Below are 14647 nucleotides of genomic sequence, written 5' to 3' on the forward strand. Positions count from 1 at the left end.
GCCATGACGGTTGCATATATCGGACTGGGAGCGAATCTCGGCGATGCGCGCCAGACACTGAAGGACGCGGTGGTGTGCCTCGCGCAGCAGCGCACCATCTCGATCCTCGGCAAATCGAGCCTGTATCGCACGGCGCCCTTCGAAGCGGGCGGCGACGATTACTACAACTGCGTCGTCAAGCTGGACACGACGCTGTCGGCCCGGGAGCTGCTCGCGCTCTGCCAGAAGATCGAACATCACTTCGGGCGCGAGCGCCCGTATCGCAACGCGCCGCGCACGCTCGACCTCGACATCCTGCTGTTCGGCACCGATTCGATCGACGAACCCGACCTGATCGTCCCGCATCCGCGCCTCACCGATCGCGCATTCGCGCTCGTGCCGCTCGTCGAAATCGAGCCGGCGCTCGACATTCCCGCGCGCGGCCGCGCCGCTGCGTTCCTCGCGGCCGTGGCAGACCAGCGCGTCGAGAAGGTCCAGAACTGTCAATGCCTGATGCAGAAGGCACTCGCCGCCGGCGCTGACGCCGACAAGAACCGCTGCCGATGAATCCCACCCCGTTGACCGTCACCGCGCCCGACCTGCGCGCCCCGCACCGCTACCTGGTGATCGAAGGCCCGATCGGCGTCGGCAAGACGACGCTTGCGCACCTGCTCGCCGAACGCTGGTCGATGCAGACGCTGTTCGAACGCCCGCAGGACAACCCCTTTCTCGAGCGCTTCTATCGCGACACCGCGCGCTACGCGCTGCCCGCGCAGCTGTCGTTCGCGCTGCAGCGCGCGCAGCAGGCGCGCGAACTGATCGGCGCGCTCGAGACGGGCCGGCCCGTCGTCGCCGATTTCATGCCGCAGAAGAACGACATCTTCGCGCGGCTGAACCTGCCGGAAGACGAATGGCAGCTGTACCGGTCGATCGCGACGCACGTCGACGTGCCGCAGGCGCCCGCGCCCGATCTCGTCGTCTACCTGCAGGCGAGCCCCGAAGTGCTGTTCTCGCGGATCCAGAAGCGCGGGCTGCCGATGGAGCTGCAGATCAGCGATGCCTACCTGCGCTCGCTCGTCGACGCGTACAACGAATTCTTCTATCACTACGACCGCACGCCGGTACTGACGGTCGCTGCCGAACACCTGAACCCGCTGGATTCCCCCGAAGACCTTGCCCTGCTGATCGAGCGCATCGACACGATGCGCGGCCGCAAGGAATTCTTCGTCAAGGGCGAGACGACGCGCTGACGCGTCCTCGCCCGTCGTTTTCACCCTCGAACCGGATTTCCCATGACCTATCTCCAGGAATCGAGCCGGCCTGCCGTGACGGTGCCCAAGCTGCAGGCAATGCGCGACGCCGGCGAGAAGATCGCAATGCTCACCTGCTACGACGCGAGCTTTGCCGCGTTGCTCGATCGCGCCGGCACCGACGTGCTGCTGATCGGCGACTCGCTCGGCAACGTGCTGCAGGGCCACACGACCACGCTGCCCGTGTCGCTCGACGACATCGCGTACCACACCGCGTGCGTCGCACGTGTGCAGCCGCGCGCGCTGGTGGTCGCCGATCTGCCGTTCGGCACGTACGGCACGCCGGCCGAGGCGTTCGCGAACGCGGTCGCGCTGATGCGCGCCGGCGCGCAGATGGTCAAGCTCGAAGGCGGCGAATGGCTCGCCGACACGATCCGCTTCCTGGTCGAACGCTCGGTGCCGGTGTGCGCGCACCTCGGCCTCACGCCGCAGTCGGTACACGCGTTCGGCGGCTTCAAGGTGCAGGGCCGCACGGAAGCCGGCGCCGCGCAGCTGCTGCGCGATGCGCGCGCGATCGAGGACGCCGGCGCGCAGCTCGTGGTGCTCGAAGCGGTGCCGACGCTCGTCGCGTCCGAAGTCACGCACATGCTGAAAATCCCGACGATCGGCATCGGTGCGGGCCTCGATTGCTCGGGCCAGGTGCTGGTGCTGCACGACATGCTCGGCATCTTCCCCGGCAAGCGTCCGCGTTTCGTGAAGGATTTCATGCACGGGCAGCCGAACATCCAGGCAGCCGTCGAAGCGTATGTGAGCGCGGTGAAGGACGGCACGTTCCCCGGCCCGGAACACTCGTTCTGACGCACGGCCGGCGGCGCGTTCGCCAGCGGCCTGCCCCGTCGATAAAAAAGCGCGGCGCCCTTTGCGGGGCGCCGCGCTTTTGCATTTAACGTCGCGCTTCTTGGGGCACGCGGCCCGACCCGTCATCGCGTCATTTCAGCACCGCATCGAGCGCGCCGCGCAACGCATTGGTCAGCAGCAGCGCTTGCGCGCGCGCCAGATCGTCGAGCGTGACGACGCGCTCCACCGCGCCGAACGCGCGGTCGTCGAGCAGCACGCCGCGCATCACGCCCGGCAGCACGCCGCTCGCGAGCGGCGGCGTCACCCACTGGCCGTCGAGCTTCACGAACAGGTTCGAGCGCCCGCCTTCCGTCACCTCGCCGCGCTCGTTCACGAACAGCATGTCGAAGCCGCCGAGCGCCTCCGCCGCCTGCCATGCACGGTCGTATTCGGCGCGGCGCGTCGTCTTGTGCAACAGCAGCGCGTCGTCCGTGCGGGTCGGCGCGAAGCCGTGTGCGGACGCGAGCATCACGCCGACCGGCCCCGCGGGCAGCGGCTTCAGCGTCGCGGCGGCGATGTCGAGCGTGCCGTCCTTTGCGAGCGCGAGCTTCATCCGGTACGGGCCGTCGCCGTCGAGTGCCGCGCAGCGCGCGTCGATCGCGCGGCGCAACCCATCGGCGTCGAAGCGAAAGCCGAACGCCTCCGCGCTGCGTTGCAGCCGTGCGAGATGGCGCTCGAGATGCCGGACGCCGTCCGCACGCGTCGCGGCGGTGGTTTCGAACAACTGGAAGCCGGGATCGGCGTCGGTCAGGAATCGCGCTTTCAATTCGCACTCCGCATATTCGTCGGCGGCGACGCTGTCGAGCACGATGCCCGCGCCGACGCCCATCGTGCCGCGCCGCCGGCCGGTCGCCGCCGTTGCCGCGTCATCCGTGGCGATCGTTGCGCGGGCATCGACGGCGATCGCATCGAGCGTCAGCGTCCGGATCGCAACCGACAGGCAGAAATCGCCGCAGCCGGCCTCGGCGCCGCGCAATGCATCGCCTGCCGACGCGGCTTCCGTCGGCTTCGGCGCATCGAGCCAGCCGATCGCGCCGGTATAAAGCCCGCGCGGCGTCGACTCGATCGCGTCGATCAGCTCCATCGTCTTGTGCTTCGGCGCACCGGTGATCGATCCGCACGGAAACAGCGCGCGCAGCATCTGCGCGAACGTCGTACCGTCGCGCCAGCCGGCCTCGACCGTCGACGTCATCTGCCACACCGACGCATACGGCTCGACCGAGAACAGCGCCGGCACCCGGACCGTGCCCGTGCGCGCAATCCGCGATACGTCGTTGCGCAGCAGGTCGACGATCATCACGTTTTCCGCGCGGTTCTTCGGATCGTTCGCGAGGAACGCGGCGGCCGCCGCATCGTCGCGCGGATCGGCCGAGCGCGGCGCGGTGCCCTTCATCGGCCGTGCGCGCAGCACGTCGCCGTGCCTCTCGACGAACAGCTCCGGCGAGCACGACACGACCCACGCGCCATCGGGCAGCGCAAGCAGCGCGCCGTAACGCACCGGCTGGCGTGCGCGCAGCCGCCGGTACAGCGCCAGCGGTGTGCCGAACATGTCGAAGTTCAGCCGGTACGTGTAGTTGATCTGGTACGAATCGCCGGCGCGCAGTGCGTCGTGCACCGCGGCAATCGCCGCGTCGAACGCATCGCGCGACACGCTCTTCGCGACATGCGCGACGCCGGCTATCGACGGCAGACCGCCGCCGTCCTGCTGCGCGAGCCACGCGTCGACTTCGTCGCATGACAGGCGCTCACAGCGCGCATACAGCAAAAAGCGCAGCGGGGCATCGCCCGGCTGCGCTCTGTCCAGATTGCGTCCGAATTCGTAATCGCCGACGACCACCGCATGCAGCCCGTCGCGCAGATCCTGCGCCACCGCCGCATCGACTTCATCGAGCCGCGCCGGATCCGTGCACACGCGTTCGCGCACGAAACCGGAATACAAACGACTCGACCGCGCGGACGCGGTCGAGTCGCAATCGTCCAAGAGCGCGAATGACGCGCTCTCGTTGCCTTCAGTCATGCCGTTACTCGAAGAAGCTCTTCACCCGGTCGAACCAGCTCTTGCTCTGCGGGCTGTGACGCGCACCGCCCTCGGCCAGCGACTTCTCGAACTGCTTGAGCAGGTCGCGCTGCTGGTCGGTCAGCTTCACGGGCGTCTCGACCTGCACGTGAACGTACAGATCGCCCGCGATGCTCGAACGCAGACCCTTGATCCCCTTGCCGCGCAGACGGAACGTCTTGCCCGACTGCGTGCCTTCCGGCACCGGGAACGATGCCCGGCCGGCCAGCGTCGGCACCTCGATCTCGCCGCCGAGCGCGGCAGTCGTGAACGGGATCGGCATCTGGCAGTGGAGATCGTCGCCGTCGCGCTCGAACACCGAGTGCGGCTTGATGTGGATCTCGACGTACAGGTCGCCCGGCGGCCCGCCGTTGATGCCCGGCTCGCCGTTGCCGGCCGAGCGGATCCGCATCCCGTCGTCGATACCGGCCGGGATCTTCACTTCGAGCGTCTTGGTTTCCTTCACCTTGCCCGACCCGTGGCAGTGCACGCACGGTTCCGGGATGTAGGTGCCGGTGCCGTGACACTTCGGGCAGGTCTGCTGGATGCTGAAGAAACCCTGCGACATGCGCACCGTGCCCTGGCCGTGACAGGTCGGGCAGGTTTCCGGCTTCGTGCCGGGCTTCGCGCCGGACCCGTGACAGACTTCGCACGATACCCAGCTCGGCACGCGGATCTGCGTGTCGTAGCCGTGCGCAGCCTGCTCGAGCGTGATTTCCATGCTGTAGCGCAGGTCGGCGCCGCGATACACCTGCGGGCCGCCGCGGCCGCCGCGCGCGGCACCGCCCGCGGCCTGGCCGAAGATGTCGCCGAAGATGTCGCCGAAGGCATCCGCGAAACCGCCGAAACCCTGGCCGCCCGCACCGCCCATGTTCGGATCGACGCCCGCGTGGCCGTACTGGTCGTACGCTGCCCGCTTCTGGCCGTCCGACAGCATTTCATAGGCTTCCTTCGCCTCCTTGAAATGCTCTTCCGCATCCTTGCTGTCCGGATTGCGGTCAGGGTGGTACTTCATCGCAAGCTTGCGATACGCCTTCTTGATTTCGTCGTCGCTCGCATTCTTCGCGACGCCCAGAACCTCGTAGTAATCCCGTTTCGCCATATCGATTCACTGTGCCGTCGCGCATCACACACGCGGCGGCTCCTTTCGCCCGCAGTAAAGTCTCTCGACTCGTCTGGCGCTGCACCGTCCGCGGACGGCTCGCGCAGCACCCGCCAAAAAACAAATGTGCCCGGAGGGCCGCGAAGCCCGCCAGGCGTGGAGTCGATCCGGCCATCCGGAAGGAAAGACAGACCGCTGTTCAGCCGCGCCGCGCGCATGTCGCGCGCGGCTTGCGGTGCCTTGGCAACCCGGCTTAGTCCTTCTTCACTTCCTTGAACTCGGCGTCGACGACGTCGTCGGCAGCCTGCTGCGCACCGCCCGCGTGGGCAGCACCTTCCGCTGCACCGGCCGCGCCAGCCGCACCGGCCTGCTGCGCCTGCATGTCGGCGTACATCTTTTCGCCGAGCTTCTGCGAAGCCTGACCGAGTTCCTCGACCTTCGCGTCGATCGCCGCCTTGTCGGCCGACGTGTCCTTCAGGGCGTCCTCGAGCGACTTCAGCGCCGCTTCGATCTTTTCCTTCTCGCCCGCGTCCAGCTTGTCGCCGTACTCGGTGAGCGCCTTCTTCGTGCTGTGGACCAGCGCGTCGCCCTGGTTGCGCGAATCAGCCAGCTCGCGCAGCTTGTGGTCTTCCGCTGCGTTCGCTTCCGCGTCCTTGATCATCTGGTCGATTTCAGCGTCGGACAGGCCCGAGTTCGCCTTGATCGTGATCTTGTTTTCCTTGCCGGTCGCCTTGTCCTTCGCGCCGACGTGCAGGATGCCGTTCGCGTCGATGTCGAAGGTCACTTCGATCTGCGGCACGCCGCGCGGCGACGGCGGGATGCCTTCGAGGTTGAACTCGCCCAGCAGCTTGTTGCCCGCCGCCATCTCGCGTTCGCCCTGGAACACCTTGATCGTCACGGCCGACTGGTTGTCGTCCGCCGTCGAATACACCTGAGCGTGCTTCGTCGGGATCGTCGTGTTCTTGTTGATCATCTTCGTCATCACGCCGCCGAGCGTCTCGATGCCGAGCGACAGCGGGGTCACGTCGAGCAGCAGCACGTCCTTGCGGTCGCCCGACAGCACCTGGCCCTGGATCGCCGCGCCGACTGCGACGGCTTCGTCCGGGTTCACGTCACGGCGCGGATCCTTGCCGAAGAACTCCTTCACCTTCTCTTGCACCTTCGGCATGCGGGTCTGGCCGCCGACCAGGATCACGTCGTCGATATCCGACACCTTGACGCCGGCGTCCTTGATCGCGATGCGGCACGGTTCGATCGTGCGCTCGACCAGATCTTCGACCAGCGCTTCCAGCTTGGCGCGGGTGATCTTCAGGTTCAAGTGCTTCGGACCCGATGCGTCGGCCGTGATGTACGGCAGGTTGATTTCGGTCTGCTGGCTCGACGACAGCTCGATCTTCGCCTTTTCGGCGGCTTCCTTCAGGCGCTGCAGCGCGAGCACGTCCTTCGACAGGTCGACGCCCTGCTCCTTCTTGAACTCGCCGATGATGTAATCGATGATGCGCTGGTCGAAGTCTTCGCCGCCGAGGAACGTGTCGCCGTTGGTCGACAGCACTTCGAACTGCATTTCGCCGTCGACGTCCGCAATCTCGATGATCGACACGTCGAACGTGCCGCCGCCGAGGTCATACACGGCGATCTTGCGGTCGCCCTTCTCGGCCTTGTCGAGGCCGAATGCGAGCGCAGCCGCGGTCGGCTCGTTGATGATCCGCTTGACTTCGAGGCCCGCGATGCGGCCTGCGTCCTTGGTCGCTTGACGCTGGCTGTCGTTGAAGTACGCCGGCACCGTGATCACGGCTTCCGTGACCGGCTCGCCGAGGTAGTCTTCGGCCGTCTTCTTCATCTTGCGCAGCACTTCAGCCGAAACCTGCGGCGGCGCGAGCTTCTCGCCGTGCGCTTCAACCCATGCGTCGCCGTTGTCGGCCTTGATGATCGCGTACGGCATCAGGCCGATGTCCTTCTGGACTTCCTTCTCTTCGAAGCGGCGGCCGATCAGGCGCTTCACGGCGAACAGCGTGTTCTTCGGGTTGGTCACGGACTGACGCTTGGCCGGCGCGCCGACGAGCACTTCGTTATCGTCCATATAGGCGATGATCGACGGCGTCGTGCGCGTGCCTTCCGAGTTCTCGATGACCTTGACCTGGTTGCCTTCCATGATGGCGACGCACGAGTTCGTGGTGCCGAGGTCAATACCGATGATCTTTCCCATTTTTTCCTAATCTCCAGAAATGCTTGTTTGCTGCGCGAAAACCCGCGTTTTTCGGCGGTTTCGCGCGCCAGAATTCAACTCTGTTCCCGAAATGCGTCCGGCCGGCCCGTTTTCAAGACCCGCCAAGCGATGCGGATATTAAATTTTTTCAATCGCCGCCGGTAGCTGGATCGTGCGGACCCTGACCGCCGTCCGGCGGCACGCCGGGCGCCGCGGCGATCTTCGCGCGCGCCGCCGACACCGCCGCCTGGAACTGCGCGAGGCCATGCCAGCCGGTCGCGCGGCCAAGGCGCTTGCCGCGGTGGAAGAAGAACCACGTCGGCACGCCGTGCAGGCCGAACCTGCGCCCCAGCTCATGGTGTTCGTACACGTTGCAATGGAACCACTTCAGGCCCAGCGCGCAAATCGCATCGGGCTGCGCGAGCATCGCCTTCTTCGCGATCTCGCAATTGAAGCAGTCGACGCCCCAGAAGAACACCACGGCGAGCGCATCGCCGGCGCCGGCAAGCGCCGCGTCGAACGTGTCGGCGGCCAGCGCCTGCATGTCGAACGTATCGAACGCGGCCGGATCGACGCCGGCGGGACCCATTCCGGTTGCCTTACTTCGGCTGCGCGACGGTCACGAGCGCCGGACGCAGCACGCGATCGGCGATCATGTAGCCCTTTTGCAGCACGGTGACGACGGTGTTCGCTTCCTGCTCGGCCGGCACCATCGAAATGGCCTGGTGCTGGTGCGGATCGAACTTCTCGCCGACCGGGTTGATCGCGACGACGCGGCCCTTCTCGAGCGCGCTCGTCAGCTGGCGCAGCGTCAGCTCGACGCCTTCGCGCACCTTCGCGATGTCGCCGGACGTGTCGCTCACGGCTGCCTCGAGGCTGTCCAGCACGGGCAGCAGGTGCTCGGCGAAGCTTTCGATCGCAAACTTGTGCGCCTTCGATACGTCGTCCTGCGCGCGGCGGCGGACGTTCTCGGTCTCGGCCTTCGCCCGGAGATAGCTCTCCTGCAGCTCGGCGACCTTGGCTTGAGCCTCCGCGAGCGCCGCGTCGGCGGCTTCGGCGGCGGGAGCAGCGCCTTGCGCTGCCTGCTTCTCGCTGCCGATGTCTTCGGCCGATTGGGTAGCCGGGTTCTCTTGCGTGTTTTCCATGTCGCTGAAAGTCGATTAGAGGTTGAAGCCAAATCGGCAACCGCAGGCCGTATGACCGGCGGCACCGCTCATTGTTGGTGCAAATAAGGGCGAAAATCGCGATTTCAAGAGGGTTATTCGCCGACATTCGCCAATGCCGCGAAACAACCGCGCCGCACGCCGCCCGATTGCGTGCATTTGCCGCCAACCCGGGCGAAACGACCGGTAACAACGCTTACCAGGCAAGTACTAGCTCGGCCCCGACGCCTGCACTACACTCCAGCTCAAGCGTCGGAAAAGCGTGTTTACCCGTAGCTGACCGCCGCCTGACATCCACCTGGCGCCGCATTCACCGTCTTCGAGGCGAGTACCGTGAAACTGACCTTTGCCATATCGGTGGTCGCGCTGGTACTGATCGCCGGCACCACCACCATCTGCCTGTCCGGAGCCGTCACCGACCGCACGACCGAGTACGGCAGCGCGCGGGCGACGTTCGATCAGATGTTCAGCTCCCACCAGAAAATCTGTCGATGATGCGCCGGTCGCGCTTGGTCGGCCGGCCGTGCAGTTCGGCCGCCGGCTCGCGATACGTGCGGCGCCGCTCCAGTTCGGCGAGCCGCGCGGCGCGCCCTGCTTCCGTTTCCGCGTAAAGCGTCTGCGCGATGCTCGCGGGCCCGCGCACGTCGCAAATGCCCAGCACGGCAATGTGCCAGACGACACCATCGATCGCAATCTCGACCTCGTCGCCGACGCGCACGTCCTTCGCCGGCTTCACCGCCGTGCCGCCGATCTTCACATGGCCCTTGTCGACCGCGTCGGATGCGAGCGAACGCGTCTTGAAGAACCGGGCGGCCCACAGCCATTTGTCGATGCGCAGCTTCGCGCCGGGTTCCGTCGAAATCCTGTAGTTCATGCCAGCCTCCGCCGGGCCGCCCCGCCGCGGCACACCGGCCGCGCGGGTCGTAGCTTCATTTCAGTTCAGTTCACTGTTTCAGGCTGCGCGGCCTTCACCGGCCAGCCCTGCAGATTCTCGGCGACGATCTCGCCGAGCGCGCCGATCCATGCCGGCGCGCCGTTCAGGCACGGAATCCGGTGGAACGCTTTGCCGCCGCCCGCGATGAACTCGTCGCGCACCTCCATCCCGATCTCCTCGATCGTCTCGAGGCAGTCGGCCGTGAAGCCGGGACAGAACACGTCGGCGCGCCGCACGCCGGCCTCGCCGAGCTCGCGCAGCGTCGGCGCGGTGTACGGCTGCAGCCACTCGGCCTTGCCGAAGCGTGACTGGAACGTCACGCGGCATTCGAGCGTCGACAGCCCGAGCGCGGCCATCAGCAGCGCACCCGTTTGCTGGCACTGGTCGTGATACGGGTCGCCGAGGTCGAGCGTGCGTTTCGGCACGCCGTGAAAGCTCAGCACCAGTTTGTCGCCGGCCGCGAAGTCGGGCCGGCCGTGCTGCGCCCAGTACTGGCGCACCTGCTCGGCAAGCGCGTGGATATAGGCCGGATGGTCAGCGTAGTGCCGCACCGTGCGCACTTCCGGCTGGTTGCGCATCCGCGCGAGCGCGGCGAACGCGGCGTCGAATGCCGTCGCGGTGGTCGACGCCGAGTATTGCGGGTACATGGGCATCAGCAGCACGCGCTCGACGCCCGCGCGCTTGAACTGCGCGAGCACCTGCGCGATGTTCGGGCTGCCGTAGCGCATCGCGTAGTCGACCGTCACCTGGTAGTCGTTCGATGCGAGCAAATGGCGCACGCCGTCGGTCTGGCGCTCGGTGTACACGCGCAGCGGCGAGCCTTCGGGCATCCACACGGCCGCGTATTTCTTCGCGGATGCGCGGCCGCGCAGCGGCAGGATCAGCGTGCGCAGCAGCACTTGCCAGACGACCTGCGGAATTTCGACGACGCGCGGATCCGACAGAAACTCGGCCAGATAGCGCCGCACCGCGCGCGGGGTCGGGGCGTCGGGCGTGCCGAGATTGATCAGCAGCACGCCGATGCGATGGGCTGCAGCGACGCTCGAAGGCGGCTCAAGATCGAAACGCATGGGCAGGAACGTGCTCGGGGCACGCAGTCGGACGGCCCTCAATTATAGCGGGCCGCCTCGCTCCGGTCGGCTGGCCGTTCGGCCGACTGGCGGCGCACGGGGCGCCGCGGCACGATGGCGAAACGGTGTCGGCCCGGTTGCGGCCGTTACTGCTGGCTCAGCGTGAGCGACAGCAGCCGCGCGGTGATGTCGACGATCGGAATCACGCGGTTGTACGCCATGCGGGTCGGACCGATCACGCCGAGCGTGCCGACGATCTGGCCGTTCACCTCGTACGGCGCGGTCACGACGCTCATTTCCTCGATCGGCACGAGCGTCGATTCGCCGCCGATGAATATCTGCACGCCCTGGGCGTGGCTCGACACGTCGAGCAATTGCAGGAGGCCCGTCTTTTGGTCGAATACGTCGAACAGCTTGCGCAGCCGCGCCATGTCGGACGACAGGTCCGCCACTTCGAGCAGGTTGCGCTCGCCGGAAATCAGCACCGTATCTTCAGTGTCGGGCACCTCGGTGCTGGCCGTCACGGCCGCATGCATCAGCGTCGTCATGTCGCCGCGCAGCTGGTCGATTTCGTCGCGCAAGCGGCGGCGCACCTCGTCGAACGACAGCCCGGCGAAGTGTGCGTTGATGTAGTTGGACGCCTCGGTGAGCTGCGACGGCGAATAGTCGCGCGGCGTCGCGAGCATCCGGTTCTGCACGTCGCCCTCGGGCGTGACGATGATCAGCAGGATGCGCTTGTCCGACAGGCGCATGAATTCGATCTGCTTGAACACGTGGCTGCGGCGCGGCGTCAGCACCACACCGGCGAACTGCGACAGGTTCGACAGCACGCTCGCCGCGGCCGCCACCACCCGCTGCTGCGGCTCGCCGGTCTGCAGCGTGTTCTGCACCTGCCGTGCGACGGCCTCGGCGTCGATCGGCGCCTCCACCGTCAGCATCGTGTCGACGAACAGGCGATAGCCGCGCGGCGTCGGCACGCGGCCGGCCGACGTGTGCGGGCTCGACACGAGCCCGAGCTCCTCCAGGTCGGACATCACGTTGCGGATCGTTGCCGGGCTCAGCTCGAGCCCGGAGTAACGGGACAACGTGCGCGAGCCGACCGGCTGACCGTCGGCGATATACCGTTCGATCAGGGTTTTCAGGAGGGTTCGTGCGCGAGGATCTAGCATGGTGGAAAATTTTAGCGCAACCGCGCGAGCACGGCGAGTGGGCGCAGCCACTGTTGCGCGGGCCCGCCGATCCGGCCCCGTCTTTGCACAGCCGGTTCTTTTCGTCAACGAGCTATGGTGTAATGCCGGCATGAAAACCGGTAATCAGTTCAACACTGTCGCGCTCGTCGGCCGGAGCAACACGCCCGGCATCGCCGAGCCGCTCGCCACGCTGGCTGGCTGCGTCGCCAAGCTCGGCTTCGAGGTCGTGTTCGAAGCCGAAACCGCGCGCGAGATCGGCATCTCCGGCTATCCGGCGCTCACGCCGGCGGAAATCGGCGCGCGGGCGGACGTCGCGGTCGTGCTCGGCGGCGACGGCACGATGCTCGGCATCGGCCGCCAGCTTGCGCCTTACAAGACCCCGTTGATCGGGATCAACCACGGGCGGCTCGGCTTCATCACCGACATCGCGGCGGCCGACATGCAGGCGCGCGTCCCGGTGATCCTGTCGGGGAAGTTCGAGCGCGAGGAGCGCTCGCTGCTCGAGGCCCGGATCATGCGCGACGGCGAACCGATCTACCATGCGCTCGCGTTCAACGACGTCGTCGTGAACCGCAGCGGCGTCTCCGGGATGGTCGAGCTGCGCGCGTCGGTGGACGGCCGGTACATGTACAACCAGCGTTCGGACGGCCTGATCGTCGCGACGCCGACCGGCTCGACCGCGTATGCGCTGTCGTCGGCCGGCCCGATCCTGCACCCGCAGCTGCAGGGCATCGTGCTCGTGCCGATCGCGCCGCATGCGCTGTCGAACCGGCCGATCGTGCTGCCCGACGATTCGAAGATCGCGATCCAGATCGTCGCCGGGCGCGACGTCAACGTGAACTTCGACATGCAGTCGTTCACCGCGCTCGAGCTGAACGACACGATCGAGGTGCGCCGCTCGAAGCACACGGTGCCGTTCCTGCACCCGGTCGGCTACAGCTACTACGCGACGCTGCGCAAGAAGCTGCACTGGAACGAACACGCATCGAACGAAGACGACAAGGCGTCCTGACGCACCACCGCCCGACACCATGCTCCGCCACCTCTCGATTCGCGACTTCGTGATCGTCGCCGCGCTCGATCTCGAATTCGACAGCGGCTTTACCGTCTTTTCCGGGGAAACCGGCGCCGGCAAATCGATCCTGATCGACGCGCTCGCGCTCGCGCTCGGCGAACGCGCCGACGCAAGCGTCGTGCGCGCCGGCTGCGGCCGCGCCGACATCACCGCCGAATTCACGCCGCACGACCGCGTCGCGCGCTGGCTGGACGAACACGCGTTCGACGCCGAGGACACCGTGATGCTGCGCCGCGTGATCGACGCGAACGGCCGCTCGCGCGCGTTCATCAACGGCACCAGCGCGACGCTCGCGCAACTGCGCGAGCTCGGCGAAATGCTGGTCGACATCCACGGCCAGCACGCGCACCAGCTGCTGATGCGGCCCGACGCGCAGCGCGAGCTGTTCGACACGCATGCAGGGCTCGTCGCCGACGCCGCGAACGTCGCGCGCGCCTGGCGCGTGTGGCGCGACGCGACGCAGGCGATCGACGCCGCGAAGGCCCACGAGCGCGAGCTCCAGCTCGAACGCGAAAAACTCGCGTGGCAGCTGGCCGAGCTCGACAAGCTCGCGCCGCAACCGGGCGAATGGGATGAAGTCGGCAGCGAGCACAAGCGCCTGTCGCATTCGGCAAACCTGATCGCCGGCGTGCAGGGCGCGCTCAATGCGCTGTCCGAGGCCGACGACGCGATGCTGCCGCAACTCGGCGCGATCGTGTCGAAGCTGCGCAGCCTGGCCGACTACGACACGGGGCTCGGCGATGCACTCGCGTCGCTCGAACCGGCCGAGATCCAGCTGCAGGAGGCCGTCTATTCGCTGTCGCACTACGCGCAGCGCCTCGATCTCGACCCGGCGCGGCTCGCGCAGGTCGAAGCGCGTCTCGACGCGCTGCATTCGACCGCCCGCAAGTTCCGGCTGCCGCCCGACACGCTGCACGAGGAACATGCGGCACGCCGCGCGCAGCTCGCCGCGCTCGACGCGGCCGCCGATCTCGGCGCGCTCGAAGCCGCGCAGGCGAAAGCATGGGAAGCCTATCTCGGCGACGCGAAACACCTGTCGAAGGCACGCGCGCAGGCCGCGAAGGCGCTCGGCACGGCCGTGACCGCCGGCATGCAGGAACTGTCGATGGCGGGCGGCAGCTTCGAAGTCGCGCTCGTGCCGCTCGCCGATGGCGGCCCGCACGGGCTCGAGCAGGTCGAATTCCGCGTCGCCGGCCACCCCGGCGTGCCGCTGCGGCCGCTCGCGAAAGTCGCATCGGGCGGCGAACTCGCGCGGATCAGCCTCGCGCTCGCGGTGATCGCGAGTGCGGCCAGCCCGACGCCGACACTGATTTTCGACGAAGTCGACACGGGGATCGGCGGCGGCGTCGCCGAAGTGGTCGGCCGCCTGCTGCATCAGCTGGGCCGCGACCGCCAGGTGCTGTGCGTGACGCACCTGCCGCAGGTCGCCGCGCGCGGCGACCATCACTTCCAGGTAGCGAAAGGCGCCGACGACCGCGGCGGCACCGTGTCGTCGGTCGTCCCGCTCGACAAGGCGAGCCGCGTCGAGGAGGTCGCGCGAATGCTCGGCGGGCTCGAGATCACGGCGACGACGCGCAAGCACGCGAAGGAAATGCTGGCGGCCTGACGCGCGTACCGCGTTGGCCGAATGTCGAATGTAAAAAACCGGCGCATGCGCCGGTTTTTTTCGGACGACCGCAGCCGCCCGATCGCGCCCGCCCTTCTCCGCCGATTCAAACGCCCGAT

At 67.2% G+C, this 14647-nt stretch carries 14 protein-coding genes; 6 read left to right on the forward strand and 8 right to left on the reverse strand.

Annotation, left to right across the window (positions count from 1 at the left end; translation table 11 throughout):
- Positions 1-3 precede the first annotated feature (3 nt).
- Genes folK through panB form a run of 3 tightly spaced genes read left to right on the forward strand, consistent with a single transcriptional unit; the run spans position 4 to position 2087 of the window.
- Entirely contained in the window at positions 4-546 is a 543-nt protein-coding gene (gene folK, locus C7H84_RS08385; RefSeq protein ID WP_121858380.1) for a 2-amino-4-hydroxy-6-hydroxymethyldihydropteridine diphosphokinase, read from the forward strand.
- Entirely contained in the window at positions 543-1229 is a 687-nt protein-coding gene (locus C7H84_RS08390; RefSeq protein WP_121858381.1) for a deoxynucleoside kinase, read from the forward strand. Before folK ends, C7H84_RS08390 begins: the two co-directional genes overlap by 4 nt.
- Before the next feature lie 42 nt (positions 1230-1271).
- Entirely contained in the window at positions 1272-2087 is an 816-nt protein-coding gene (panB, locus tag C7H84_RS08395) for a 3-methyl-2-oxobutanoate hydroxymethyltransferase (protein WP_121858382.1), read from the forward strand.
- Between the two features lie 130 nt (positions 2088-2217).
- Here panB and C7H84_RS08400 read toward each other — a convergent pair whose 3' ends face one another.
- The 5 genes from C7H84_RS08400 to grpE all read right to left on the reverse strand — a co-directional run bounded on the left by C7H84_RS08400 (position 2218) and on the right by grpE (position 8635).
- Positions 2218-4143, reverse strand: coding sequence for a bifunctional anthranilate synthase component I family protein/class IV aminotransferase (locus C7H84_RS08400; protein WP_121858383.1), 1926 nt, complete (start codon positions 4141-4143; stop codon positions 2218-2220).
- Positions 4144-4147: 4 nt separating this feature from the next.
- Positions 4148-5284: a molecular chaperone DnaJ gene (gene dnaJ, locus C7H84_RS08405; protein WP_011656039.1), complete on the reverse strand. Its 1137-nt coding sequence runs from the start codon at positions 5282-5284 to the stop codon at positions 4148-4150.
- 253 nt (positions 5285-5537) lie between these two features.
- A complete protein-coding gene (gene dnaK, locus C7H84_RS08410; RefSeq protein ID WP_121858384.1) occupies positions 5538-7490 on the reverse strand; it encodes a molecular chaperone DnaK in 1953 nt (650 codons plus the stop codon).
- Between the two features lie 148 nt (positions 7491-7638).
- Entirely contained in the window at positions 7639-8079 is a 441-nt protein-coding gene (locus C7H84_RS08415; RefSeq protein ID WP_121858385.1) for a thioredoxin family protein, read from the reverse strand.
- Between the two features lie 10 nt (positions 8080-8089).
- Positions 8090-8635: a nucleotide exchange factor GrpE gene (gene grpE, locus C7H84_RS08420; RefSeq protein WP_121858386.1), complete on the reverse strand. Its 546-nt coding sequence runs from the start codon at positions 8633-8635 to the stop codon at positions 8090-8092.
- A 351-nt stretch (positions 8636-8986) separates the two neighbouring features.
- On the opposite strand from grpE, the gene C7H84_RS36290 reads away from it, so the two are divergent.
- Entirely contained in the window at positions 8987-9148 is a 162-nt protein-coding gene (locus C7H84_RS36290) for a hypothetical protein (protein ID WP_006476841.1), read from the forward strand.
- Here the strand turns inward: C7H84_RS36290 and C7H84_RS08430 are convergent.
- From C7H84_RS08430 to hrcA, 3 genes are all read right to left on the reverse strand, one after another.
- Complete coding sequence (locus C7H84_RS08430) at positions 9120-9527, reverse strand: RNA-binding S4 domain-containing protein (protein WP_121858387.1); 408 nt, start codon at positions 9525-9527, stop codon at positions 9120-9122. The genes C7H84_RS36290 and C7H84_RS08430 overlap by 29 nt on opposite strands.
- A 65-nt stretch (positions 9528-9592) precedes the next feature.
- Positions 9593-10657, reverse strand: coding sequence for a ferrochelatase (gene hemH / locus C7H84_RS08435; RefSeq protein WP_121858388.1), 1065 nt, complete (start codon positions 10655-10657; stop codon positions 9593-9595).
- A 146-nt stretch (positions 10658-10803) separates the two neighbouring features.
- Positions 10804-11826 (reverse strand): heat-inducible transcriptional repressor HrcA, encoded by a 1023-nt coding sequence (hrcA, locus tag C7H84_RS08440; protein WP_121858389.1) that lies wholly within the window; start codon positions 11824-11826, stop codon positions 10804-10806.
- Positions 11827-11956: 130 nt separating this feature from the next.
- On the opposite strand from hrcA, the gene C7H84_RS08445 reads away from it, so the two are divergent.
- Both C7H84_RS08445 and recN read left to right on the forward strand, forming a co-directional pair.
- Positions 11957-12859, forward strand: coding sequence for an NAD kinase (locus C7H84_RS08445; RefSeq protein WP_121858390.1), 903 nt, complete (start codon positions 11957-11959; stop codon positions 12857-12859).
- A 19-nt stretch (positions 12860-12878) separates the two neighbouring features.
- Positions 12879-14528, forward strand: a complete 1650-nt coding sequence (gene recN / locus C7H84_RS08450; RefSeq protein ID WP_121858391.1) for a DNA repair protein RecN — start codon at positions 12879-12881, stop codon at positions 14526-14528.
- The last annotated feature ends 119 nt before the right edge of the window (positions 14529-14647 follow it).

The sequence above is a fragment of the Burkholderia sp. Nafp2/4-1b genome, assembly GCF_003635165.1.
Classification (GTDB): domain Bacteria; phylum Pseudomonadota; class Gammaproteobacteria; order Burkholderiales; family Burkholderiaceae; genus Burkholderia.

Coding starts and splice junctions, on each gene's coding strand:
- grpE (WP_121858386.1), bottom strand. CDS start 8,635: ATGGAAAACACGCAAGAGAACCCGGCTACCCAATCGGCCGAAGACATC.
- dnaK (WP_121858384.1), bottom strand. CDS start 7,490: ATGGGAAAGATCATCGGTATTGACCTCGGCACCACGAACTCGTGCGTC.
- C7H84_RS08415 (WP_121858385.1), bottom strand. CDS start 8,079: ATGGGTCCCGCCGGCGTCGATCCGGCCGCGTTCGATACGTTCGACATG.
- C7H84_RS08430 (WP_121858387.1), bottom strand. CDS start 9,527: ATGAACTACAGGATTTCGACGGAACCCGGCGCGAAGCTGCGCATCGAC.
- folK (WP_121858380.1), top strand. CDS start 4: ATGACGGTTGCATATATCGGACTGGGAGCGAATCTCGGCGATGCGCGC.
- hemH (WP_121858388.1), bottom strand. CDS start 10,657: ATGCGTTTCGATCTTGAGCCGCCTTCGAGCGTCGCTGCAGCCCATCGC.
- panB (WP_121858382.1), top strand. CDS start 1,272: ATGACCTATCTCCAGGAATCGAGCCGGCCTGCCGTGACGGTGCCCAAG.
- C7H84_RS08400 (WP_121858383.1), bottom strand. CDS start 4,143: ATGACTGAAGGCAACGAGAGCGCGTCATTCGCGCTCTTGGACGATTGC.
- dnaJ (WP_011656039.1), bottom strand. CDS start 5,284: ATGGCGAAACGGGATTACTACGAGGTTCTGGGCGTCGCGAAGAATGCG.
- C7H84_RS08390 (WP_121858381.1), top strand. CDS start 543: ATGAATCCCACCCCGTTGACCGTCACCGCGCCCGACCTGCGCGCCCCG.
- C7H84_RS08445 (WP_121858390.1), top strand. CDS start 11,957: ATGAAAACCGGTAATCAGTTCAACACTGTCGCGCTCGTCGGCCGGAGC.
- recN (WP_121858391.1), top strand. CDS start 12,879: ATGCTCCGCCACCTCTCGATTCGCGACTTCGTGATCGTCGCCGCGCTC.
- hrcA (WP_121858389.1), bottom strand. CDS start 11,826: ATGCTAGATCCTCGCGCACGAACCCTCCTGAAAACCCTGATCGAACGG.